We start from the raw sequence: 23,081 nt of genomic DNA on the forward strand, positions 1-23,081 counted from the left end.
GGGGGACGGCGAGGCGCGCATCCCGCGCCGAACGCCATAAGCGCGCACCCCCCAACCCCTGATGCGCCGCCACGTGTCGCGGTCACGGCCCGCGTGGCGAGCAACGGCCCACCACCCCACCCCACTTGGAGGGCCATCATGGCTTCACCCACGATCACCCTGGTCACGGCGGCACCGAACCCCGCCGTGTCCGGGCAGTCGGTCACGCTCACCGCCACCGTGATACCCGTCGGCGCCGGAACGCCCACGGGCACCGTCACCTTCGTGGTCAGCGGCGGTCCCACCCTGACCGGGACGCTGTCCGGCGGGACCGTCTCCGTCACCGCGAGCGGTCTGAGCGTCGGCGCCCACATCGTCACCGCCACCTACAACGGCGACGCCAACTTCACCCCGTCCACCGGCACCACGGCCGTCGTCGTGATCCAGGCGTCGACGACGACATCGGTGACGTCGGCGCCGGACCCCTCGACCCTGGGGCAGCCGGTGACGTTCACCGCCACGGTCACCCCGATCGCGCCCGCCACCGGGACCCCGACCGGCACGGTCACCTTCGTCATCAGCGGCAGCGGGGGCGGTTCGTTCACCCAGGCGCTGTCGGGCGGCATGGCCACGCTCACCCTCAGCACCCTCGGTGCCGGCCCCCACACCGTGGTCGCCATCTACGGCGGCGACGCCAACTTCCTGCCGTCCACCGGCACCGACACCCACACCGTGACCCCCGGGCCCGCGGCCACGACCACGACGCTGACGTCCTCGGTGAACCCGTCCGTGTTCGGGCAGCCGGTGACGTTCACCGCCACGGTCACGCCGAACGCGCCCGCCACCGGGGTCCCGACCGGCTCGGTCACCTTCGTGATCAGTGGCAGCGGGGGCGGTTCGTTCACCCAGCCCCTGTCGGGCGGCACGGCGACGTTCACCACCAGCGGACTGGGCGCGGGTTCGCACACCGTGACGGCCAACTACGGCGGTGACACGAACTTCGCCGCGTCGTCGGCGACGCTGACGCAGGTGGTGAACCCGGCGCAGACGATCACCTCGCTCAGTTCCAACCCCAACCCGGCCGAGGCGGGCTCGCCCATCGACTTCGTCGCCTTCGTGGCACCCGTCGCGCCCGGCGACGGCACCCCGACGGGCACGGTCACCTTCACCCTCACCAACGGCTCGGTCACCATCACGACCCAGCGGCCCGTGGACGCCTTCGGATTCGCCTTCGTCTCCGACGCGGAGCTGCCGGAAGGCGAGTGGGACGTCAGCGCGGTCTACTCGGGCGACGCCAACTTCGGAGCCTCGGGGGTCTCCGAATACACACAGATCGTCACCGGAGCCTGAGCCACGGCCACGATCACGACCTGACCGCACAGCACTGAGTCCCGCCACTGCCCGAGAGGGGCGGTGGCGGGGCCCAGCCATGCGGCGCCGAGGGGCATCCCGGCGCATACATGCCCTCTATGGGGGTAAATGTGAAGTGTGTCCGGCAAGACGCCACGATGGGGCACGCTCGTGCTGGCCGTCCTCGTCGCCCTGACCGCGGTGCTGCTCACCGCCGGGGGCGCCCATGCCGAAACGGATGTGAACAAGATCGGCAAGGCGCTGCGCAGCAGTCCCGTGTACGTCGATCCCGGCGCCTCCGACGCCCTGAGCGCCGGACAGGCCCGTGCCCTGGTGGCACACATCCGCACGGCGGATGTGCCGGTCTATGTGGCCGTTCTGCCCGACAACCCCGCGTACGGCGGTGAGCGCGTCTTCGGGCGGCTGCGCGCCGCCGTCGACCGCCCCGGCGTCTACGCGGTGGCACTCGGCTCCTCCTTCGGGGCGGCCTCCGACACCTCGGTGCTGCCCGGACGCACCTCGCAGGCGCTGGCGGAGCGGAACCTGCGGCAGCACCCGCACGACCTCGCCGCGGTCCTGAACGGCTTCGTGACCGACACGGCCACCGCGATCCACGACCGGACCGGCCAGGGGAGCGACGGCGACCAGGGCGCGCGGGGCTCCACCTTGTCGGTGGGGGACGCGGTGGCGGTGCTGATCGTCCTGGCCGCCGTCGGCGGAAGCGGCCTGTACCTGGTGCGGCGCACCCGCAAGCAGCGCCGCGAGCGCGAACGGGCCGAGCTGGAGCAGGTGCGCGGCGCGGTCGAGGAGGACATCACCGCGTACGGCGAGCGGCTCGGCGGGACCCGCTTCGACCCCGCCGACCCGGCGTCCACCCCCGAGATGGCGGACGACTACGGCCGCGCCCTGGACGCCTACGAGGAGGCGAAGGCCAGGTCCGCCGCCGCCCGGCGGCCCGAGGACGTACGCCCGGTGACCGAGGCGCTGGAGGAGGGCCGCTTCGCGCTGGCGGTGCTCGACGCCCGTCGCGAGGGCGGCCCGCTGCCCGAGCGGCGCCCACCGTGCTTCTTCGACCCGCGCCACGGCCCCTCCGTCCGGGACGTCCCATGGGCACCCCCGGGCGGCACCCAGCGCTCCGTACCCGCCTGCGCCGCGGACGCCACCCGCATCGACGACGGCCGCTATCCCGACGCCCGCACCGTCCCGGTCGGCGGCGACCGGCGCCGCCCGTACTGGGACGCGGGTCCGGCCTACGGGCCCTGGGCGAGCGGCTACTTCGGCGGCTACGGCTCGATGCTGCTGCCCGGGCTGCTGGTCGGCACCCTGCTGGGCGGGTCCCTCGGCCCCGACTACGGGACGGGTGCGTTCGACGGTGGCTTCGGCGACGGCGGGGACGGCGGCGACTCCGGCGGCGGCTTCGACGACGGCGGTTTCGGCGGTGGCTTCGGCGACGGCGGTGGCTTCGACGGTGGCTTCGGGGGCGGCTTCGGCGACGGCTGACCCCCGCCCTGTGCGCGCTGCGTACGCGGGGCCCTGACCACGGCGAACGCGCGCCGCACGGGGCGGGTGGTGTGCGCGGGGAAGGCCGCCGAGCGCTGCGCCATCCGGGGTAATCCGGCGGCACATCTCTGGCGGTCGGCGGTGAGTCGCGCGCCTACTGGTGCTACAGACCGGTGGGTTCCACATCTGCCGGGGGACGGCGACGCGGGATGCCCCCGTGCGGATCGCCGTATGCGCGCACCCCTGACCGTCGATGCGCCGCCGCGCCTCGTTCCCGCATGCGTGGCGAGTAACGGCCCACCACCCCACCCCACTTGGAGGGCCACCCATGGCTACGTCCACGATCACCCTGGTCACGGTCTCACCCAACCCCGCCACCTTCGGACAGTCGGTCACGCTCAGCGCCACCGTGATCCCGCTCGGCACCGGAACCCCCACCGGCGATGTCACCTTCGTCATCACCGGTGGTCCCACCCTGACCGGGACCCTGTCGGGCGGTACGACCTCGGTCACCGTCCCCAACCTGAGCGTCGGCGCCCACGCCGTCCTCGGCAACTACAACGGTGACGCCAACTTCTCACCCTCCACCGGCGCCAACGTCATCCTCGTCGTCCAGTCGGCCACCACCACGTCGGTGTCCTCGTCGCCGGATCCGTCCACGCAAGGGCAGTCGGTGACGTTCACCGCCAACGTCACTCCGGTCGCGCCCGGTGCGGGCGTCCCGACCGGGACGGTCACCTTCATCATCGGCGGCCTCGGTGGCGGCGCCTTCGTCCAGCCGCTGTCGGGGGGCGTCGCGACGCTGTCCCTCAACACCCTGGGCGTCGGCACCCTCCCCGTGATCGCCCTCTACAACGGCGACACCAGCTTCCTGCCGTCCTCCGGCACCGACACCCAGACCGTCAACCCGGCGGCATGACCCCTCCCCGCACCACCGAGCCCCCGCCCCCGCCCATCGGGGCGGTGGCGGGGGCTCGGACGGAGCCGGAAGGGCTCACAGCGCGCGCACGGCTCACACGTCGAAGTAGAGCTCGAACTCGTGCGGGTGCGGACGCAGCTGGAGCGGGGCGATCTCGTTGGTGCGCTTGTAGTCGATCCAGGTCTCGATCAGGTCGGAGGTGAAGACACCGCCCTGGAGGAGGAACTCGTGGTCGGCCTCGAGGGAGTCGAGGACGGCCGGGAGGGAGGTCGGGACCTGCGGAACGCCCGCGTGCTCCTCGGGGGCGAGCTCGTAGAGGTCCTTGTCGATCGGCTCGGCCGGCTCGATCTTGTTCTTGATGCCGTCCAGACCCGCGAGGAGCAGGGCGGAGAAGGCCAGGTACGGGTTGCCGGAGGAGTCCGGGGCGCGGAACTCGACGCGCTTGGCCTTCGGGTTGGAGCCGGTGATCGGGATACGCATCGCGGCGGAGCGGTTACGCTGCGAGTACACCAGGTTGACCGGCGCCTCGAAGCCCGGGACCAGGCGGTGGTAGGAGTTCACCGTCGGGTTGGTGAAGGCCAGCAGCGACGGGGCGTGCTTGAGGATGCCGCCGATGTAGTAACGGGCGGTGTCCGACAGGCCCGCGTAGCCCTGCTCGTCGTAGAAGAGCGGGGCGCCGCCCTGCCACAGCGACTGGTGGACGTGCATGCCCGAGCCGTTGTCACCGAAGATCGGCTTCGGCATGAAGGTCGCGGTCTTGCCGTTCCGCCACGCCACGTTCTTGACGATGTACTTGAAGAGCTGGAGGTCGTCGGCCGCGGCCAGCAGCGTGTTGAACTTGTAGTTGATCTCGGCCTGGCCGGCGGTGCCCACCTCGTGGTGCTGGCGCTCGACCTGGAGACCGGCCTTGTTCAGCTCAAGGGTGATCTCGGCGCGCAGGTCGGCGAAGTGGTCGACCGGCGGGGTCGGGAAGTAGCCGCCCTTGTAGCGGACCTTGTAACCGCGGTTGTCCTGAAGCGCACCGGTGTTCCAGGCGCCGGCCTCGGAGTCGATGTGGTAGAAGGCCTCGTTCGACTTGGTCTCGAAGCGCACGCTGTCGAATACGTAGAACTCGGCCTCGGGGCCGAAGTACGCGGTGTCCGCGATGCCGGTGGAGGCGAGGTACGCCTCGGCCTTCTTGGCGATGTTCCGCGGGTCACGGCTGTACTGCTCGCCCGTGATCGGGTCGTGGATGAAGAAGTTGATGTTGAGGGTCTTGTCCCGGCGGAACGGGTCGACACGCGCCGTGGAGAGGTCGGCACGCAGCGCCATGTCCGACTCGTGGATCGCCTGGAAGCCGCGGATCGACGAGCCGTCGAAGGCCAGCTCCTCGTTCGGGTCGAACGCCTCCGCCGGTACGGTGAAGTGCTGCATGACGCCGGGAAGGTCACAGAACCGGACGTCGACGAACTTCACGTCCTCGTCCGAGATGAACTTCCGAGCGTCGTCGGCGTTCTGGAACATCCAACTCCTCCTAGCCCGGCCGCGGTGGGACGGGGATATGTCCGGTGGCGCGATTCCATGTGCGGTGGCGCGCTCCCGCCGACCATAGGCAGACGGGATTTCCCGGGCATGACCCATTTGTTTCACCCAGGTTAACCGGCTCAAGGGTGGCTGCGGGGGCCTCGTGGCCTCGGAAAAGGCGTCGTACGGGGTCGCGGGAACCGCTGGGAAGGGGTCCGGCCGGGGGAACGTATGCCGTCGCAGTAACGTAGACGGGTGGACAAGAGGCAAGCAATCGGATCGTGGCTTTCCGGGCCCCGCGCGGCCGCCGAGGAGATGGGCGTCGACTTCGGCTACCGGGGCCAGGGCCTCGGTCTCCCCGAGAGCGGACCGGGCTCCATCGCGCCGCTGGGACGCCGTTTCGGGGCGCTCTTCATCGACTGGGGCCTGTGCCTGCTCGTCTCCTACGCGCTGCTGTCCGGCCGTGACGCCCAGGTCGCCGGGAACTGGGCGCTGCTGGTCTTCCTGGCGCTGAGCCTGGTCACCGTGGGCACCGTCGGCGCCACCCCCGGCAAGCTGCTGCTGAAGCTGCGGGTCGTCGGCGAGGGCGGGGTGCGGCTGAGCCTGCCGCGGGCCGTGCTGCGCAGTGTTCTGCTGGTGCTGGTCATCCCGGCGGTGGTCTGGGACCGCGACACCCGCGGGCTGCACGACCGGCTCTCCCGCGCGGTGCAGATCAGGGTCTGAGTCCGTCGTACGGATCAGGGGCCGAGCCCGCGGATTGTGTACAACGGCGTGACATACGAAACGGCGGCCTGGACAGAGAGTCCCGGCCGCCGTCTCGCATCCGTTTCGGTGAGGGAGGCGCTCAGCGCCCCTTCGGCATCCGCATCCCCTTGGGCATCGGGCCCTTTGGAATCGGCATGTTGCTCATCAGGTCGCCCAGCGCGCGCAGCCGGTCGTTCACCACGGTGACCTGCGCGCCCGGCAGCACCCGGGGGAGCTTCAGCAGTGTGGTGCGGAGCTTCTTGATCTCGACCTGGCCCTCGCCGGAGCCGACGATCACATCGTGGACCGGGACGTCCGAGACGATGCGCGCCATCTTCTTCTTCTCGGCGGCCAGCATGCCCTTGAGCCGGTTCGGGTTGCCCTCGGCGACCAGCACGACGCCCGCCTTGCCCACCGCGCGGTGGATGACGTCCTGGTTGCGGTTCATCGCCACCGCGGGGGTCACCGACCAGCCGCGGCCCACGTTCTCCAGCACCGCCGCCGCCGCGCCCGGCTGGCCCTCCATCTGTCCGAAGGCGGCCCGCTCGGCACGGCGGCCGAAAATGATCGCCATCGCGAGGAAGGCCAGGACGAAGCCCAGGATGCCCAGGAAGATCGGGTGGCCGATCCAGAAGCCGATCGCGAGAAGGACACCGAAGGTGACAATCCCCACGCCGGCGACGACAAGTGTGACCTTCGGGTCGACCCGCTTGGTCATCTTGTAGGTCAGGGCGATCTGCTTCAGCCGCCCGGGGTTCTCGGATGTTTCCTTCCTCGCCATACAGCGAAGTTTACGTGGCCTGGGAAGCCCCGGTGGACACGGCCTCCAGCACGTGTTCGGCCTCGTCCCGGTCCTTGGCCCGGCGCCGGTCCTCGAGCACGGCCGTCCAGGCGTTGCGGCGGGCGGTGCGCTGCCCGCCGCGCAGCAGCAGACCCTCCAGGGCGAGGAGCGCGTCGGTGACGGACGGGCGTACGGGCGCAGCCGGCATGGATACCCCTCGGAAGCGGCGGATGATCGCTGCGCACTACGTATAAGCAGTGCGTGGCTTAATCGTTACCCAATGGTGTTACCAGTGCGTGACTGGCCGGTCAAACACCGATGAAGCCCTGCTGGGGCCCGTATTCCGCCCTTGACCTGCGACGTTCTCAAAGGCCTCGAATCTGTGTGTGCTCGCAATCACACAGCGTGTTGCTCACACGGCCGACCGCCGACGGAACGTGACGGCGGCGCGACGACGGAGGGTCAGACAGCCTGAGAAGTCACCGCGACATTGCGCCGCTCGATGGCCTGCTGGTACAGACGGCCGGCGCGGTACGAGGAGCGGACCAGCGGGCCGGACATGACACCGGCGTAACCGATCTCCTCCGCCTCCTCCTTGAGCTCCACGAACTCATGGGGCTTGACCCAGCGCTCCACGGGGTGGTGCCGGGGGGACGGCCGCAGATACTGGGTGATGGTGATCAGCTCGCAGCCCGCGTCATGGAGGTCCTGGAGCGCCTGGCTGATCTCCTCGCGCTCCTCGCCCATGCCCAGGATCAGGTTGGACTTGGTGACCAGACCGGCCTCGCGCGCCTTGGTGATCACTTCGAGCGAGCGCTCGTAACGGAAGCCGGGGCGGATGCGCTTGAAGATCCGCGGCACGGTCTCGACGTTGTGCGCGAGCACCTCGGGACGGGCCGAGAAGACCTCGGCGAGCTGCTCGGGGACCGCGTTGAAGTCCGGGATCAACAGCTCCACACCGGTGTCCGGCATCAGGGAGTGGATCTGGCGCACGGTCTCCGCGTAGAGCCAGGCGCCGCCGTCCTCCAGATCGTCACGGGCCACGCCGGTGATGGTCGCGTACTTCAGCTCCATGGTGCGTACGGATTCGGCCACCCGGCGCGGCTCGTCGCGGTCCAGCGCCTGCGGCTTGCCGGTGTCGATCTGGCAGAAGTCGCACCGCCGGGTGCACTGGTCGCCGCCGATGAGGAAGGTCGCCTCGCGGTCCTCCCAGCACTCATAGATGTTCGGACAGCCCGCCTCCTGGCACACGGTGTGCAGGCCCTCCCGCTTCACCAGGCCGTGCAGCTCGGTGTATTCGGGACCCATCTTCGCCCGGGTCTTGATCCACTCGGGCTTGCGCTCGATGGGGGTCTGGCTGTTCCGGACCTCCAGGCGCAGCATCTTGCGTCCGTCGGGTGCGACTGCGGACACGTCCGGCACTCCTCTTTGCTTGGCTCTGCTTGGCGGCCCGGCGTGGCGAGTTTGCCGGCGGGCTTGTCAATCGTCGGCGGTCACCAGGGTACGCCCGTGGTTCGTACGGATTTACGTCCAGGGCAACCGAACGCTGCGAGGACGCATTCCCGCGGGGGCCGTCCCGGAAGGGCCGGAACGGCCCGGGAGGGTCAGACCGCTCGCGGCAGCGGGACGGAGGCCTCCAGGACGTCCCGCAGATGCCGCTCGACCACCGGCAGCACCTCGGCGATCGGCACATCCCGGCCCAGCTCCTCCGAGAGCGAGGTCACACCCGCGTCCCGGATGCCGCACGGCACGATCCGGTCGAACCAGGTGTTGTCCGGATTGCAGTTGAGCGAGAAGCCATGCATCGTCACGCCCTTGGCGATCCGCACCCCGATGGCGGCCAGCTTGCGGTCCTCGCCGCGCTGCCCGGCGTTGGACGGGGCGTACTCCGGCCCGTTCAGCCGTGCGTCGAACTCCTCGTCCTCCAGCCGGGGGTCGAAGTCCAGCTTCAGCCCGCCGAGCGCGGGGCGCTGGTCCACCGGGTCGCCCAACACCCACACCCCGCTGCGGCCCTCCACCCGGGTGGTCTCCAGACCGAACTCCGCACAGGTGCGCAGCAGCGCGTCCTCCAGACGGCGGACATGCGCGATGACGTCCACCGGGCGCGGCAGCTTGAGGATCGGATAGCCGACCAGCTGGCCCGGGCCATGCCAGGTGATCTTGCCGCCGCGGTCCACGTCCACCACCGGGGTGCCGTCCAGCGGGCGCTCACTGTCGGCCGTGCGCCGACCCGCCGTGTAGACCGGGGGGTGCTCCAGCAGCAGGCAGGTGTCGGGGATCTCGTCCGCGAAGCGGGCGGCGTGCACCCGGCGCTGCTCCTGCCACGCCTCCTCGTAGTCCACGGCGTCCGCGCCGAAGCCCAGGTGGACGTAGGCAAGCGCCGATGAACCGGGGGCCGACCCCGGGGAAGACGTGGTCACGGCGGTCACGGCAAGCTCCTTCTCGACCCGCGTCGGATGGGGTGGCGGAGCCTCGCGGCGGCGCCCCCGCCACTGTACGACCGTGTTCCCTTACGTCCGCACCCGGCTCGTTCTCACACGATCGGATGAATGCCGCCGGACGGCCGCGATCAGCCCTCGAGCGACGGTTACATTCGCGCCGTTCCACAGAGCGATCAGGGAGACCGGCAGGCTGATGACGGAACGACCCCCGCAGCGCATTCCCAATCGTCAGCTCGCCGCGCTCATCGCCGAGGCTGGCTTCTCCAACGCCGGGCTCGCCCGGCGGGTGGACCAGCTCGGACTGGAGCACGGTCTGGACCTGCGGTACGACAAGACATCGGTGACACGGTGGCTGCGCGGACAGCAGCCACGCGGCACCACCCCGGCGCTGATCGCCGAGGTGTTCACCCGGCGGCTGGGACGCCGGCTGACCGCCCAGGACCTGGGCCTGGACGCGTGCGCGCCCGTCTACGCGGGGCTGGAGTTCGCCGCCACCCCGCAGGAGGCGGTGGACATCGTCAGCGGGCTGTGGCGCAAGGACTCCGGGAGCCATGCGGAGCTGCGGAAGATCGCGTTCACCCCGGCGGGTCTTGTCGTCCCCAGCCGCGACTGGCTGATCGGACGGCCCGACGACCGGGTGGCGCGCGGCGATCCACCGGCGGGGGCCGCCCCGGCGGGGGCGGCGGTGGGCGCCGGGGCCGGGCCGGGGGCCGGTGGCGCCGGGGTCGCCGGGGCGGCCGGGGCCGGGCGGCTGCCCGCGCAGGGCGGCCCGGTGGGCGGCCCAGCGGGAGCGGCACTGGGGCGCGCGGTCGGTCAGAGCGCCCATGGCGCTCATGGCGCCCATGGCGCCCATGGCCCGCACGGCGCCCATGGCCCTCAGGGCCGGGCGCCGCTGCCCCGCCAGCGGCGCCACGACCGCGACCGGCGCGGCCCGGGCTACCGGGTGACCTCCGGCGACATCGCGGCCCTGCGCTCGGTCGGGGAACTGTTCGCGACGCTGGACCAGACGTACGGCGGCGGCCACGCCCGGCAGGCCCTGGTGCGCTATCTCGAGCACGAGGGCGAGCCGATGCTGCGCGGCTCGTACAACGAGGCGACCGGGCGGCGGCTGTTCGGCGCGATCGCCGATCTGACCCGGCTGGCCGGATGGACCTCGTTCGACATCGCCGCCCATGGCCTGGCGCAGCGCTACTTCGTGCAGGCGCTGCGGCTGGCGCAGGCGGCCGGGGACCGCACGTACGGCGGCTATGTGCTGGTCACGATGAGCCGCCAGGCCGTCTACCTCGGCCATGGGCGGGAGGCCGTACAGCTGGCCCGGGTGGCCCAGCAGGGGGTCGGCGGCGGCGCCCCGCCGGTGCTCCAGTCGCTGCTGCACGCGATCGAGGCGCGCGGCCACGGCGTGCTGGGCGAGGTGCGCGCGTGCACCGCCTCGCTCGCCCGCGCCGAGCGGTCGCTGGAGGCGGCCCGGCCGGGGGACGAGGTGCCGTACTGGGCGCGGCTGTTCGACGAGGCGCAGCTGGCGGACGAATTCGGCCACTGCCACCGCGATCTTCAGCAGTACCGCGCCGCCGCCCAGCACGCGGAGCGCTCCCTCCGGCTCCACGGCGCCGGGTTCGCGCGCAGCCGGCTGTTCTGCCGGGTGGTGCTGGCGACGGCGCGGCTGGGCCTCGGCGAGCTGGAGCAGGCGTGCCAGCTGGGCGCGGAGGCGGCGCAGCAGGCGTCGGAGATGCGGTCGGTGCGGGCGGCGGAGTACGTACGCGACTTCGAGCGCCGCCTGGAGCCGTACCGCGACGCGGCACCGGTACGGGGCTATCGGGAGCGGGTGGCGGCGCTGGGGTAGGGGGGCGGCTGGGGTGGGGGGCCTGCCGCCGCTCAGGCGTCCAGCACGACGCCGAAGGCGCGCTCCAGACCGGTGCGGCCGGCATCGGTCAGGTTGATCACGCGGCGGCGGCTGCCACGGCGGATCCAGTCCAGCGCGAAGAGCCGGTCCGTCAGGGCGGCGCCCAGCGCCCCGGCGAGGTGGTGGCGCTGCTCGGTCCAGTCCACGCAGTAGCGGATCAGCTGGCGGCGCCCGGCGAGTTCGTCCGCGTCCACGCCGAACGCCGCCAGCTCCGTGCGCCCCGGGGCCGTCAGCCGGTACGTGGTGTCCTTGCCCGGGGCGGAGAGCCGGTCGCCCTCCGCCGTCTCGGGGTGGAAGCGCCCGTCGCCGCCCTCCAGGACCCCACGCTCCAGCAGCGCCGCCATCAGGGCCACGCCGAGGGCGCCCGCGACATGGTCGTAGCAGGTGCGCGCCCGGCGCAGGGCGTGTGCGTGGGTGCTCTGCCGCAGTGAGGTGACGGGCAGCGGCGGGGCGATCCTGGCCAGCGCCTCGAGTGCCTCGCCGACGGCGGGACCGGTCAGCCGGTAGTACCGATGCCGCCCATGCCGCTCGACCCGCACCACCCCGGCCTCCAGCAACTTGGCCAGATGTCCACTCACCGTGGAAGCACTGACCCCGGCCTCACCGGCCAGCACGCTGGCGGGCAGCGCACGCCCCTCCAGCAGCGCCCGCAGGACGCGGGCACGGGACGGGTCGGCGATCGCCGCGGCCGCGCGGGCGATGTCGGCGTCACGGGCATCCGTGGTGGTGGCCATGGCTCCAGCGTAGGACGGGGTCGCTTCGGCGGGGGCCGAAGTGTGGCGGGGCAGGCCGGGGCAGGGAGCGTGTCCTGGGGCACACCATGATTCGGTCCGTACCGAAGGGTTCTGGAGTGAGGCTGGGGGCATGAGGACGTACCGCTCCACACACCGGCCTCCGCGATCCTCGGACCCGCCCGTGGCGGGTGCGGTGCGGAAGGGGCCGCTGCTTGCCATCTGCCTCGGCTACTTCCTGGTCATCCTCGACGTCACCGTCGTCAACGTGGCCGTGCCCCGCATCGGCGCCGGGCTGGGGGCCGGGCAGGGGGCGCTGCAGTGGATCGTGGACGGGTACACGCTCGTCTTCGCCGGGCTGTTGCTGCTCTGCGGTGGGCTGGGGGACCGGCTGGGCCATCGGCGGGTGTTCCTCGCCGGGCTCGGGCTGTTCACGGTGGCCTCCGCCGCGTGCGCGCTCGCGCCGGGCGCCGGCTTTCTGGTCGGCGCGCGGCTGGCGCAGGGGGCCGGGGCGGCGACCATGGTGCCCGCCTCGCTCGCGCTGCTCGGGGCGCTGCATCCCGAACCCGGCGCGCGGGCAAGGGCGTTCGGGGTGTGGGGCGGGATCGCGGGGGTCGCGGCCGCGGCCGGGCCGGTGCTCGGCGGGGTGCTGGTGTGGGGCGTGGGCTGGCGGACCGTGTTCCTCGTCAACATCCCGCTGGGCGCGCTCGCCATCTGGCTCACCGTCCGCCATGTGCCCGCCACGGGCCCGCGCTCGGAGCGTCCGCCGCTGGACCTCGCCGCCCAGCTCACCGGCGTCGGCGCGGTGGCCGCCCTGACGGCCGGGCTGAACGAGGCGGGCGGGCGCGGCTGGACCGATCCGCTGGTGCTCGGCGCGCTGGCGGCCGCGCCGCTCGCGGGGGCGCTGTTCCTGTGGCTGGAGCGGCGCGCGGCGGCGCCCGCGCTGCCGCCGCGGCTGCTGACCGGTTTCCGGTTCCCGGCCGCCCTGGCCGTGGGGGTGCTGCTCAACCTCGGCTTCTACGGGCTGCTCTTCCTCAGCACCCTCTACTTCCAGCGCCACCGGGGCTGGGACCCGCTCGCCACCGGTCTGGCGCTGCTGCCGATGGGGGCGCTGGTCGCGTTCGCCTCGCCGCTGTCCGGGCGGGTCGCGGCGCGCGTCGGCACCCATGTCCCGGCCGTGGCCGGACTGCTGACCGGGGCCGTGGGGCTGCTCGGCTGGGCGGCGGTGGGACCGCACACGCCGTATGCGCTGCTGGTCGTGCCGCTGCTGCTGACCGGGTTCGGCACCTCGTTCACCATGCCGTCGGCGACGATCGCGGCGATGGAGGCCGCGCCGCACGAGGTGCGCGGCGCGGCGTCGGGCGCGTTCAACGCGGCGCGGCAACTGGGCAGCGCCATCGGCGTGGCCCTGTTCGGAACCCTCGCGGCAGACTCCGCGAACTCCGCCTTCTACGCCGGGATGCGGCTGTCCGCCGTGATCGCGGCCGGATGCTTCGGGTGCGGCGCGATCCTGGCGGCGCTGTCGGGGCCCGCCGTCCGTACCATGCCCAACGCCTCCGCCACGGACGCGTCTTGACGCGCAGTCGCGCAGCGCGCGGGCCCCGGTGACCCTGCTGCCCTGCGGGCGTGCCCCAGGCCGCCACGGCGGCACCGGGCCGGGCCCGGTGCCGGAACTCGCGCCGGACCCGACCCCCGGCGAGGCGCCCAGCCGGACCAGCCGCGTGCCGCCCAGCCGCGTGCCGCGTGCCGCGTGCCGCGGGGGAGCCTGGGCTTCGGTGGGCCCGCCGAGCACTGTGGGCCCGTACCGTCGGTCAGGCTGCCGTGGGGGGGCAAGGACTCGGGACCGGTGTCGGACCCTGGAGCCCGGCGAGACGCCCTGCCGGACCAGCGGCGCGCCGCCCAGCCGCGTGCCGCGTGCCGCCTGCTGCGTGCCGCGCGGGAGCCTGGGTCGGGCCGCCGCGGCGCGGGTGCCAGCCTTCCCGGGCTGCGAGCTGTGAGCCGCTGGGGCCGCGGGTAAGGCCGCCGTGGGGCAGGGCGCCGGAGCCCGCGCGGGCCCGGCTCCTGGTGGGGCGCAGAAGCCGGGCGCGCCGTCTCCGGGCGCGAGCAGCCGTATGGGAGCCTGAGCCCTCGCGGGCGCGCGGCGGGTCGGGCCGCCGCGGCGCGGGGGCCGGTCTTCCCTGGCCGCGGGCCGTAACGGGAGCCTGACCTCAGCGGTGAGCCCCCGCAGGGGCCCCGCGTCAGGCCGCCGCGGCGGGCAAGGTGCCCGAATGCGCGTCGGAGCCCGAGTCGGGTGGGGCGCCGAAGTCGCTGAGGACTGCTCGGGCGGCTCGGCGGCCGGAGGCCAGGGCGCCTTGGACCGTGCTGGAGTCGCGGTGGTCGCCGCAGACGTACAGGCCGGACAGCAGCCGCACCGGACGGCGTGGGTCGTGGGGTGCGGGCATGGCCGGGACGGCGTACGGGTCGTGGTGGGCGGCCAGCAGGTCCCAGTCCGCCGTCGACGTTCCGTACACCGCCGCCAGTTGGGCCCGGACGGCCCGGTCGAGCTCGGCGGTCGGCAGCGCGGCGGAGGCGCCCAGCACCGTGGAGGTGATCAGCACCCGGCCGGGCGGGGTGCGCGAGGGGTCCACCTCGCTGGTCACCATGGTGTGGGCCACCGGGCCCTGCCCGCCCGCGGCGAGTATCAGCGCGGGCTCGCGCAGCGGCGGCCGGTCGACGGTGTGGTGCACCACCGTGACCGGGTGGAAGGCCGGTACCCGCAGCCCGGGCAGCAGCCCGGCCGCGTCGTGCGCCCCGGTGGCCACCAGCACCGCACGGCAGCCGAACTCGCCGTGCTCGGCGGTGGCCACGGCCGTGGTGGAGGCCGATACGGCCCGGACGCCCGTACGGACCGTCCCCGGCGGCAGGGCCGCCGCGAGCAGTTCGGGGACGGTGGACGCGCCGCCGGCCGGGAGGCAGAGGCGGCCGCGTGCGTAACCGCGCAGCGCGAGGTCGGCGCAGCGGCTCGAGGTGGTGAGGTCCGGGTCGCTCAGCAGTGAGACGAGCAGCGGACGCAGTACCCCCTCGACCGTACGAGCAGGTAGGCCCCGCCCCCCCAGGGTCTCGGAGACCGGCCGGTCGGGGCGGGCGAGCAGGCGGTCCGCGGGCAGGGCGGCGAGCCTGCCGAGCGCGGCACCGAGTCGGGCCTGATCGAGCCCGCTGCCGAGCGGCGCGCGGGCGGCGTTCGCGAGGGCGCGTGCCGTGGTGAATGCGCCCCTCATGCTCCGGGGCGTGTCCACCCGGTGCGTACGGCCCTCGCTGTGGACCAGCACCCCCTGGGCGAAGGGGCGCAGGGCGAGGGCGCCGAGCCCCGGAGTGCGCCGCAACTCCGGGAACGAGGTGTTCATCAGATGGCCGGTGCGGTCCAGCCGGAAGCCGTCCACGGTCTCGGTGGTCATCCGTCCACCCACGTGGGGCGCGGCCTCGAGCACCGTGACCGCGACTCCCGCGTCGGTCAGCCGATGGGCCGCGGCCAGTCCCGCGAGCCCGGCGCCGACGATGACGACGTCCGTGCGGTGCGCGCGCTTGAGCACGTGTCCTCCCCGAGGTCGGTGCGTCCGTCACGGGGGCTGCTGCCCCGACCGGCGGTCCGGATGCGTGGGTCCCGCGAGTCGGCTCGGCGAGACGGTCTTGACAGTACGGACAAAAACGGTCGATGCCAGACGCGCATCGACCGGGCACGGGCGCACACCGGTCGCACACCAGTCGCACACCGCCATCGAACGGTCCACGGCCGGGGAAGGAGAGAGAGCGGGGGAGAGCGGGAGGGGGCGCGGAGCGCCCAACTCCCCTATCTGAGCGCTGCCTTGATCGCCTCTTCCACATGCGGGCAGGCGAACGTGAAGCCGGAGTCCAGGAGGCGGCGAGGGATGGCCCGGACGCTGCCGAGGACGTCCCCGGACATCTCGCCGAGGGCGATCCGCAGCGCGGGCGCGGGGACCGAGAAGAGCGTGGGGCGGCCCAGTACCCGGCCCATGGCGGCCGTGATCTCGCGGTTGGTCACCGGCGTCGGCGCGGTGAGGTTGACCGGCCCGCTGAGCTCGGGCGTGTCGAGGATGTGGCGCAGCGCGGCGATGTGGTCCCGCAGCGCGATGAAGCTCCAGTACTGCCGGCCGCTGCCCATCCGCCCGCCGAGGCCCAGCTTGAACAAGGGGAAGAGCTTCCCCCACGCCCCGCCCTCGGCGGAGACCACCAGACCGGTCCGGGCGAAGACCGTACGGACGCCCGCCTCCTGCGCCGCGGTCGCCGCCTCCTCCCAGTCCTGGCAGAGATCCGGAAGGAAACCGTGGCCGGGGGGCGCACTCTCGTCGACCGCGCGCTCCCCGGTGTCACCGTAGAACCCCACCGCGCTCCCGCTCACCAGCACCCGCGGCGGGGTGTCCAGCGAGGCGATCGCCTCGGCGATGGCGGCGGTGCCCAGCACCCGGCTGTCCCGGATCTCCTTCTTGTACGCGTCGGTCCAGCGCCGGTCGCCGACGCCCGCGCCCGCGAGATGGACCACGGCCTCACAGCCCATCAGCCCGGAGGTGTCCACCCACTGCCGCCGCGGGTCCCACTCCACCTCGTCCTCCGCACGCGGTGGACGCCGCACCAGACGCACCACCTGGTGGCCGTCCTCGCGTAGCGAGCGGACGAGTGCCGTGCCGATGAGCCCGGAGGAACCGGTGACCGCGATACGCATGGCCCCATCCTGCCCTCGATCACGGGAGGGATGTCGGACAACGGGCGGGCGTGGCACGGTGATCCACCTGCCCCGGCCCTACGACCTGCCCCGACCCCCAACCGTCCCCACCGTCCCGGCGGGCCGAACGGCTCGTGCCGCCGACCCGCCGGCCTGGTCAGATCAGGCCCTGAAGCGCTCCCACAGCCGCGGATACCGCTCCGCCAGCACCGCCTCGTTCTCGAAATCGAGGGGCTCCCCGATCGGTTCCCGGGGGGTGGGCGAGAGCCCCAGCTCCGGCAGGGGCGCGCCGGTCAGCCGCTCGTACGCCTCGTCCGCCGCGTACCCCAGGTCCTCGCAGTCGCCGTCCACCTGCTCGTCGAAGTCCTCGAGCAGATCGGCGAGCGCGTCCGGATCGTGCAGCGCGCCCTCGAAGATCTCCCGGCCCTGGCCGATCAGCCAGTAGCGGAACGCCTCGAACGCGTCGTCGCCGACCCCGCCGAGCAGCACCCAGGCGGCGCCCCACACATCCCAGCGGTACGCCCGGTTGGAGCGGGCCTCGAAGTGCCGGGCGAAGTCCAGCACCGCGTCGGGGTCGAGCCGTGACAGCTGCTCGACGAGCAGGTCGGACTGGTCCTCGGGGTCGCCGTCCGCGGCCTCCCGAGCGCTGTCGACCAGCCCCCAGAACTCCGTCTCGTCCATCATCACGGGACCAGGATCGGCCCTCCCGCCCACCCCCGCACGCGGAACGGGCCGGATGCGGCCGCCCCGCGATACCGGACAGCGCGTGTCGGATTTCCCTGCGATGGTCGATCCGTGGCCGACCCGGGTCGACCACATCACCCAACACGGCATTCCACCGAGAGGACGTAGTGGACGTGAGCACACAGGGCGCACTGGCGGGCCGGGTCGCGCTCGTCGCGGGGGCGACACGCGGCGCGGGCCGGGCGATGGCCGTCGAGCTGGGGGCGGCCGGGGCCACCGTCTACGCGACGGGGCGCACCACCCGGGACCGGATCAGCGAGGTGGGGCGGGCCACCGAGACCATCGAGGAGACGGCGGAGCTGATCACGGCCGCCGGCGGCACGGGCATCGCGGTGCCGACCGACCACCTCGAGCCCGAGCAGGTCCGGGCGCTGGTGGAGCGGATCGACCGGGAGCAGGGCCGGCTGGACGTCCTGGTCAATGACGTATGGGGCGGTGAGGCGCTGATCGAGTTCGGCAAGAAGACATGGGAGACGAATCTGGCGGGCGGGCTGCGGATGCTCCGGCTCGGCGTCGAGACCCACCTCATCACCAGCTACTACGCACTGCCGCTGCTGATCCGGAACCCGGGCGGGCTGGTGGTCGAGGTGACCGACGGAAGCGAGGAGTTCAACAGGACGTACCGGCTGAACCTCTTCTACGACCTCGCCAAGAACGCCCCGATCCGCACCGCCTTCGGGCTCGCGGAGGAGCTGAAGGAGTTCGACGGCACGGCGGTCAGCGTCTCGCCGGGCTTTCTGCGCTCCGAGCAGATGCTGGACCACTTCGGGGTGACGGAGGAGAACTGGCGGGACGCGGTGGAGAAGGAGCCGCACTTCGCCATCGCCGAGTCGCCGCACTTCGTCGGGCGCGCGGTCGCCGCGCTCGCCGCCGACCCGGACCGGGCGCGGTGGAACGGCATGTCCGTCTTCAGCGGGGAGCTGGCCAAGGTCTACGGCTTCACCGATCTGGACGGCTCCCGGCCGGATGCCTTCGGCTACTTCCGGGACGTCGTCTTCGGCGGTGAGGAGGGCACGGCGGCCGACTACCGGTAGAACCGCACGGTCACTGGTACAGCTCCGCCGTACGGCGCGCCGCCTCCGCGAAGAGCGCCCGCAGCTCCGGCGGCCCCAGCACCTCCGCGTCCGGGCCGAGCCCGAGCAGCTGGGCGAGGGCGACCTCGTACGACTCGACGGGCAGGGTGACGGTGAGCCGCCCCTGCCCGTCGGGCTCCCCGGCCTCGCGTACGGCCTCCTCGGCCGCCACCCGGTCCGTGACATGCGGCAGCCGCCGGGCCCCGGCCGGGGTCAGCCGTACGACGGCCCGCTCGCGCAGGATCGAGCGGGCGAACTGCTCGGCCCGCTCCTCCCAGAAGGCGGGCAGGTCGAACTCCTCGTCCCGGGTGAAGCGGGCGCCGGTCGGTTCGACGGCGGCGAAACGATCCACCCGGTACACCCGGAAACCGCCCTCCGCACGGGCCGCGAGATACCAGACGCCCGCCTTGAGCACGAGCCCGTACGGTTCCAGCTCCCGCCGGACCTCCGCGTCCCGGCGCCGGTAGCGGACGGCGATCCGCAGATCGTCCCAGACCGCGTCGGCGATGCCCGGCAGCAGCTCCGGCGCCTCCGGCTCGCGCCACCAGCCAGGGGCGTCGAGATGGAACCGCTGGGCCACCGTATGGGAGGCGTCCCGCAGCTCGGGGAGCAGTGCGGCGGACACCTTCAGCCGGGCGGCCGAGGCGGCGTCCGCGAGCCCCATCTCGCGCAGCGCGGAGGGCACACCGGACAGGAACAGCGCCTCGGCCTCGGTCCGCCCGAGGCCGGTCAGCCGAGTGCGGTAGCCGCCGATGAGCCGATAGCCCCCGGCCCGGCCCCGGTCCGCGTAGACCGGGATCCCCGCCTCGGACAGCGCGGCCGCGTCCCGCGTCACGGTGCGCTCGGAGACCTCAAGCTCCCGCGCCAGCTCGGCCCCCGTGATCGAGGGCCGGGCCTGGAGCAGAAGCACCATCTTGATGAGCCGAGCAGCACGCACGGCCCCATGATGCCGTGCTCTCGGGCGAGCGGCGGACCATGGCGGGCTCGCGGCCGTAGCGCGCCCGGCCGCGTCCGGGGCGGGCCCCGGCCTTGCGCGGCCCGTCGACGAAACCGGGGGCCCGGCCCCCGGCCCTGCCGGGGCTCCGCCCCTGGACCCCGCTCCTCAAACGCCGGAGGGGCTGGATTGCCGGCTGAGCGGGCGGGCGTCCGCGCACTTCCGGTTGTCCGGCTGGGGGCTGGGGCGGAGCCCCAGTTGTGGGAAGGGGCGTGGAGGGGAGCAGCGCGCCGCGGGCGTCACCGGGCCCCGCGACCGGGGCGGTGCCGTCAGACGCCGTACCGCTCCGCGGCCTCCTTGGGAGCCGTGGCGCGGACCGCGCCCTGGCGGGCGAGGCGGGACAGGGCCGCCACCACGATGGCCGGGGCGTCCACGCCGAAGTGGCGGCGGGCGGCCTCGCGGGTGTCGGAGAGGCCGAAGCCGTCCGTGCCCAGCGAGTACCAGTCCTGCTCGACCCACTGGCTGATCTGGTCGGGGACGGCGCGCATCCAGTCGCTGACGGCGAGGACCGGGCCCGGTGCGCCTGCCAGGGCACGGGTGACGTACGGGACCCGGTCTTCGCCCTTGAGCTGCGCCGCGTCACAGGACAGGGCGTCGCGGCGCAGCTCGCTCCAGGAGGTGGCGGACCACACGTCGGCGGCCACGCCCCAGTCGTCGGCGAGGAGTTTCTGGGCCTCCAGCGTCCAGTGGACGGCGGTGCCGGAGGCGAGGAGCTGGATACGGGGGGAGTCCTCGGCCGGGGCCGTGGCCTCCTGGTAGCGGTACAGGCCCTTGAGGATGCCCTCCTCGACCTCTTCGCCCTCAGGCATCGCCGGCTGGACCTTGGGCTCGTTGTAGACCGTCAGGTAGTAGAAGACGTCCTCGGCCTCGGGGCCGTACATCCGCCGCAGACCCTCCCGCACGATCGCGCCCACCTCGTAGGCGAACGCCGGGTCGTAGACGAGCGCCGCCGGGTTGGTGGAGGCGATCAGCGGGGAGTGGCCGTCGGCGTGCTGGAGGCCCTCGCCGGTCATCGTCGTACGGCCCGCCGTGGCGCCGATGAGGAAGCCGCGGCCGAGCTGGTCGGCCAGCGCCCACATCTGGTCGGCGGTGCGCTGCCAGCCGAACATCGAGTAGAAGATGTAGAAGGGGATCATCGGCTCGCCGTGGGTCGCGTACGACGTCGCGGCGGCGGTGAAGTCGGCCATCGAACCGGCCTCGGTGATCCCCTCGTTGAGGATCTGACCGTTCGCGGCCTCCTTGTAGTACAGGAGCTGATCACGGTCGACCGGGTCGTAGGTCTGGCCGAGCGGGGAGTAGATCCCGGCGGTGGGGAAGAGCGACTCCATGCCGAAGGTCCGCGCCTCGTCCGGCACGATCGGCACCCAGCGCTTCCCGGTCTCCTTGTCCCGCATCAGGTCCTTGACCAGCCGGACGAAGGCCATGGTGGTGGCGATCTCCTGGCTGCCGGAGCCCTTGGCGAGCGCCTGGAACGGCTTCGCGGACGGCTCGGGCAGGGCCACCGGGTGGACCCGGCGGGCCGGGGCCGGGCCGCCGAGGGCCGCACGGCGCTCCTGGAGGTAGCGGACCTCGGGGGAGTCGGGGCCGGGGTGGACGTACGGCACGAGGGCGTCGTCCAGCTCGCTGTCCGGGATGGGGAGTTCGAGGAGGTCCCGCATGGCGCGGAACTCCTTGCCCGTCAGCTTCTTCATCTGGTGGTTGGCGTTGCGCGACTCGAAGCCGGGGCCCAGCGTCCAGCCCTTGACGGTCTGGGCGAGGACGACGGTCGGGGCACCCTTGTGCTCCACGGCCGCGCGGTACGCCGCGTACACCTTGCGGGGCTCATGGCCCGCGCGCGAGGTGTGGAAGCACTCGGTGAGCTTGGCGTCGGTGAGCCCCTGTGCCAGCCGGGCCAGCTCCGGGTCGGCACCGAAGAAGTGCTCGCGGATGTAGGCCGCGTCGCGGATCGCGTACGTCTGGAACTGGCCGTCCGGGACCTCGCGCAGCCGGCGGACCAGCGCGCCCGAGGTGTCCAGCGCGAACAGCTCGTCCCAGGCGGAGCCCCACAGCGACTTGATCACGTTCCAGCCCGCCGCGCGGAACTGGGCCTCCAGCTCCTGCACGATCTTGAAGTTGGCCCGGACCGGGCCGTCGAGGCGCTGGAGGTTGCAGTTGATGACGAAGGTGAGGTTGTCCAGGCCCTCGCGCCCGGCCAGGGCGAGCGCGGCCGTCGACTCCGGCTCGTCCATCTCACCGTCGCCGAGGAACGCCCATACGTGGGAGTTCGCGGTGTCCTTGATACCGCGCGCCGCCAGATAGCGGTTGAAGCGGGCCTGGTAGATCGCGGAGATCGGGCCGAGCCCCATCGAGACGGTGGGGAACTCCCACAGCCACGGCAGCCGGCGCGGATGCGGATAGGACGGCAGACCGTCGCCGCCCGCCTCGCGGCGGAAGTGGTCCAGGTGGTGCTCGGTCAGCCGCCCGTCGAGGAAGGCGCGGGCGTAGATGCCGGGGGAGGCGTGGCCCTGGATGTAGAGCTGGTCGCCGCTGCCTCCCCCAGTCTTCGACCCGGAGGTGCCCCCCGCCTCCTTGCCCCGGAAGAAGTGCTGGAAGCCCGTCTCGTAGAGCCAGGCGGCGGAGGCGAAGGTGGCGATGTGACCGCCGAGGCCGTCACGGCTGCCGCGGGTGACCATCGCCGCCGCGTTCCACCGGTTCCAGGCGGTGATGCGGCGCTCCATGGCCTCGTCGCCCGGGAACGCGGGCTCGGCGGCGGTCGGAATGGTGTTGAGGTAGTCCGACTCCAGCAGGGGCGGCAGCGCGAGCCCGGCGCTCTCGGCGCGCTCCAGGGTGCGGCGCATGAGGTACGAGGCGCGCTGCGATCCGGCCGCCCGGGTGACGGCGTCCAGGGAAGCGCCCCACTCGGCGGTCTCCTCGGGGTCACGGTCGGGAAGCTGGTCGAGCGCACTCGGCTGCGTGCGTGCGAGATCGGTCATGGAACTAACGGTAAGACTGATCGATGATCGATCAAAGCGCTGCCAAGGAAAAAGTGCTCCGTAAGCCGAAATTGGCATTCCGTGCCGCGAAACTAGGCACGCGGTGCACAGCCGAGGACATGCTCCTTGACCAGTTCGCCGACCCGCGGATCCCGCCGTCTGAAGGCGTCCACCACCGCCTGGTGCTCCTCCGCGTACGACTGCTGGACGGTGCCCAGCCAGCGGATCGACAGCGTCGTCCAGATCTCGATGCCCAGCGACTCCCAGGTGTGCAGCAGCACGCTGTTGCCCGACGCCCGCACCAGCTCCCGGTGGAACGCCACGGTGTGCCGGACCTGCGCCTCCCCGTCGGCCGTGCGGTCCGCCTCGTACAGCGCCCGCACCTCGGGCTCCAGGGCGGAGGTGTCCTCGGCCAGCACGGGCGCGGCCAGCTCCGCCGCCATCTGCTCGAGCCCGGCCCGCACCGGATAGATCTCCTCCAGGTCGGCGGCGGTCAGATTCCGCACCCGGACGCCCTTGTTCGGCGCCGACTCGATCAGCCGCAGCGACTCCAGCTCCCGCAGCGCCTCCCGTACGGGCGTCTGGCTGACCTCCAGCTCGGTGGCGATCCGGCGCTCCACGATCCGCTCGCCCGGCTTCCAGCGGCCGCTGACGATGCCCTCCACGATGTGCTCGCGGATCTGCTCGCGCAGCGAGTGGACGACGGGCGCGGCCATGGGGGACTCCTTAGAAC

The 23,081-nt window shown here is 72.9% G+C and carries 19 protein-coding genes; 7 read left to right on the top strand and 12 right to left on the bottom strand.

The features are described from left to right. Positions 1 to 138 precede the first annotated feature (138 nt). The 3 genes from ACMTAK_RS35735 (at position 139) to ACMTAK_RS35745 (ending at position 3,748) form a co-directional block, all read left to right on the top strand. Positions 139 to 1,329: an Ig-like domain-containing protein gene (locus ACMTAK_RS35735; protein WP_413809999.1), complete on the top strand. Its 1,191-nt coding sequence runs from the start codon at positions 139 to 141 to the stop codon at positions 1,327 to 1,329. 138 nt (positions 1,330 to 1,467) lie between these two features. Further along, positions 1,468 to 2,829 (top strand): hypothetical protein, encoded by a 1,362-nt coding sequence (locus ACMTAK_RS35740; protein ID WP_413810000.1) that lies wholly within the window; start codon positions 1,468 to 1,470, stop codon positions 2,827 to 2,829. A gap of 328 nt (positions 2,830 to 3,157) precedes the next feature. Next, on the top strand, positions 3,158 to 3,748 hold the full coding sequence (locus tag ACMTAK_RS35745) for an Ig-like domain-containing protein (protein ID WP_413810001.1): 591 nt from the start codon (positions 3,158 to 3,160) through the stop codon (positions 3,746 to 3,748). A 93-nt stretch (positions 3,749 to 3,841) separates the two neighbouring features. Here the strand turns inward: ACMTAK_RS35745 and glnA are convergent, their stop codons facing one another. Next, positions 3,842 to 5,251 carry a type I glutamate--ammonia ligase gene (glnA, locus tag ACMTAK_RS35750; RefSeq protein WP_413810002.1) on the bottom strand — a complete coding sequence of 470 codons (1,410 nt, stop codon included), beginning with the start codon at positions 5,249 to 5,251 and terminating at the stop codon, positions 3,842 to 3,844. Positions 5,252 to 5,506: 255 nt separating this feature from the next. Between glnA and ACMTAK_RS35755 the strand changes: the two genes are divergently transcribed. Further along, positions 5,507 to 5,974, top strand: coding sequence for an RDD family protein (locus ACMTAK_RS35755; RefSeq protein ID WP_262706007.1), 468 nt, complete (start codon positions 5,507 to 5,509; stop codon positions 5,972 to 5,974). 121 nt (positions 5,975 to 6,095) lie between these two features. Here ACMTAK_RS35755 and ACMTAK_RS35760 read toward each other — a convergent pair whose 3' ends face one another. The 4 genes from ACMTAK_RS35760 to lipB all read right to left on the bottom strand — a co-directional run bounded on the left by ACMTAK_RS35760 (position 6,096) and on the right by lipB (position 9,205). Next, the gene (locus tag ACMTAK_RS35760; RefSeq protein ID WP_138911032.1) at positions 6,096 to 6,776 is read right to left on the bottom strand and encodes a DUF4191 domain-containing protein; all 681 of its coding nucleotides are present in this window, start codon (positions 6,774 to 6,776) and stop codon (positions 6,096 to 6,098) included. A 10-nt stretch (positions 6,777 to 6,786) separates the two neighbouring features. Next, positions 6,787 to 6,984 carry an SCO2195 family GlnR-regulated protein gene (locus ACMTAK_RS35765; protein ID WP_044576703.1) on the bottom strand — a complete coding sequence of 66 codons (198 nt, stop codon included), beginning with the start codon at positions 6,982 to 6,984 and terminating at the stop codon, positions 6,787 to 6,789. A 254-nt stretch (positions 6,985 to 7,238) separates the two neighbouring features. Continuing rightward, entirely contained in the window at positions 7,239 to 8,189 is a 951-nt protein-coding gene (gene lipA, locus ACMTAK_RS35770; protein WP_262706009.1) for a lipoyl synthase, read from the bottom strand. Between the two features lie 191 nt (positions 8,190 to 8,380). Next, positions 8,381 to 9,205, bottom strand: coding sequence for a lipoyl(octanoyl) transferase LipB (gene lipB, locus ACMTAK_RS35775; RefSeq protein WP_413810003.1), 825 nt, complete (start codon positions 9,203 to 9,205; stop codon positions 8,381 to 8,383). Positions 9,206 to 9,410: 205 nt separating this feature from the next. On the opposite strand from lipB, the gene ACMTAK_RS35780 reads away from it, so the two are divergent. Then, entirely contained in the window at positions 9,411 to 11,057 is a 1,647-nt protein-coding gene (locus ACMTAK_RS35780; protein WP_413810004.1) for a regulator, read from the top strand. Positions 11,058 to 11,089: 32 nt separating this feature from the next. Here ACMTAK_RS35780 and ACMTAK_RS35785 read toward each other — a convergent pair whose 3' ends face one another. Continuing rightward, the gene (locus ACMTAK_RS35785; protein ID WP_413810005.1) at positions 11,090 to 11,851 is read right to left on the bottom strand and encodes an ArsR/SmtB family transcription factor; all 762 of its coding nucleotides are present in this window, start codon (positions 11,849 to 11,851) and stop codon (positions 11,090 to 11,092) included. Positions 11,852 to 11,981: 130 nt separating this feature from the next. Here ACMTAK_RS35785 and ACMTAK_RS35790 point away from each other — a divergent pair, with 130 nt between their 5' ends. Next, on the top strand, positions 11,982 to 13,424 hold the full coding sequence (locus tag ACMTAK_RS35790; RefSeq protein WP_413810006.1) for an MFS transporter: 1,443 nt from the start codon (positions 11,982 to 11,984) through the stop codon (positions 13,422 to 13,424). A 661-nt stretch (positions 13,425 to 14,085) separates the two neighbouring features. Here ACMTAK_RS35790 and ACMTAK_RS35795 read toward each other — a convergent pair. From ACMTAK_RS35795 to ACMTAK_RS35805, 3 genes are all read right to left on the bottom strand, one after another. Beyond that, complete coding sequence (locus tag ACMTAK_RS35795) at positions 14,086 to 15,417, bottom strand: NAD(P)/FAD-dependent oxidoreductase (protein WP_413810007.1); 1,332 nt, start codon at positions 15,415 to 15,417, stop codon at positions 14,086 to 14,088. 257 nt (positions 15,418 to 15,674) lie between these two features. Next, positions 15,675 to 16,565 carry a TIGR01777 family oxidoreductase gene (locus ACMTAK_RS35800; protein ID WP_413810008.1) on the bottom strand — a complete coding sequence of 297 codons (891 nt, stop codon included), beginning with the start codon at positions 16,563 to 16,565 and terminating at the stop codon, positions 15,675 to 15,677. Positions 16,566 to 16,727: 162 nt separating this feature from the next. Continuing rightward, the gene (locus ACMTAK_RS35805; RefSeq protein WP_413813097.1) at positions 16,728 to 17,246 is read right to left on the bottom strand and encodes a DUF4240 domain-containing protein; all 519 of its coding nucleotides are present in this window, start codon (positions 17,244 to 17,246) and stop codon (positions 16,728 to 16,730) included. Between the two features lie 176 nt (positions 17,247 to 17,422). Between ACMTAK_RS35805 and ACMTAK_RS35810 the strand changes: the two genes are divergently transcribed. Further along, positions 17,423 to 18,343: an SDR family oxidoreductase gene (locus ACMTAK_RS35810; RefSeq protein WP_413810009.1), complete on the top strand. Its 921-nt coding sequence runs from the start codon at positions 17,423 to 17,425 to the stop codon at positions 18,341 to 18,343. Positions 18,344 to 18,353: 10 nt separating this feature from the next. On the opposite strand, the gene ACMTAK_RS35815 is transcribed toward ACMTAK_RS35810, so the two are convergent. The 3 genes from ACMTAK_RS35815 to ACMTAK_RS35825 all read right to left on the bottom strand — a co-directional run bounded on the left by ACMTAK_RS35815 (position 18,354) and on the right by ACMTAK_RS35825 (position 23,064). Then, positions 18,354 to 19,319: a helix-turn-helix transcriptional regulator gene (locus ACMTAK_RS35815; RefSeq protein WP_413810010.1), complete on the bottom strand. Its 966-nt coding sequence runs from the start codon at positions 19,317 to 19,319 to the stop codon at positions 18,354 to 18,356. Between the two features lie 326 nt (positions 19,320 to 19,645). Then, positions 19,646 to 22,348, bottom strand: a complete 2,703-nt coding sequence (gene aceE, locus ACMTAK_RS35820) for a pyruvate dehydrogenase (acetyl-transferring), homodimeric type (protein WP_413810011.1) — start codon at positions 22,346 to 22,348, stop codon at positions 19,646 to 19,648. A gap of 92 nt (positions 22,349 to 22,440) precedes the next feature. Then, positions 22,441 to 23,064, bottom strand: coding sequence for a GntR family transcriptional regulator (locus tag ACMTAK_RS35825; RefSeq protein WP_020871983.1), 624 nt, complete (start codon positions 23,062 to 23,064; stop codon positions 22,441 to 22,443). Positions 23,065 to 23,081: the final 17 nt, after the last annotated feature.

The organism is Streptomyces lacaronensis (genome assembly GCF_047337785.1).
GTDB classification, from domain to species: Bacteria; Actinomycetota; Actinomycetes; order Streptomycetales; family Streptomycetaceae; genus Streptomyces; species Streptomyces lycopersici.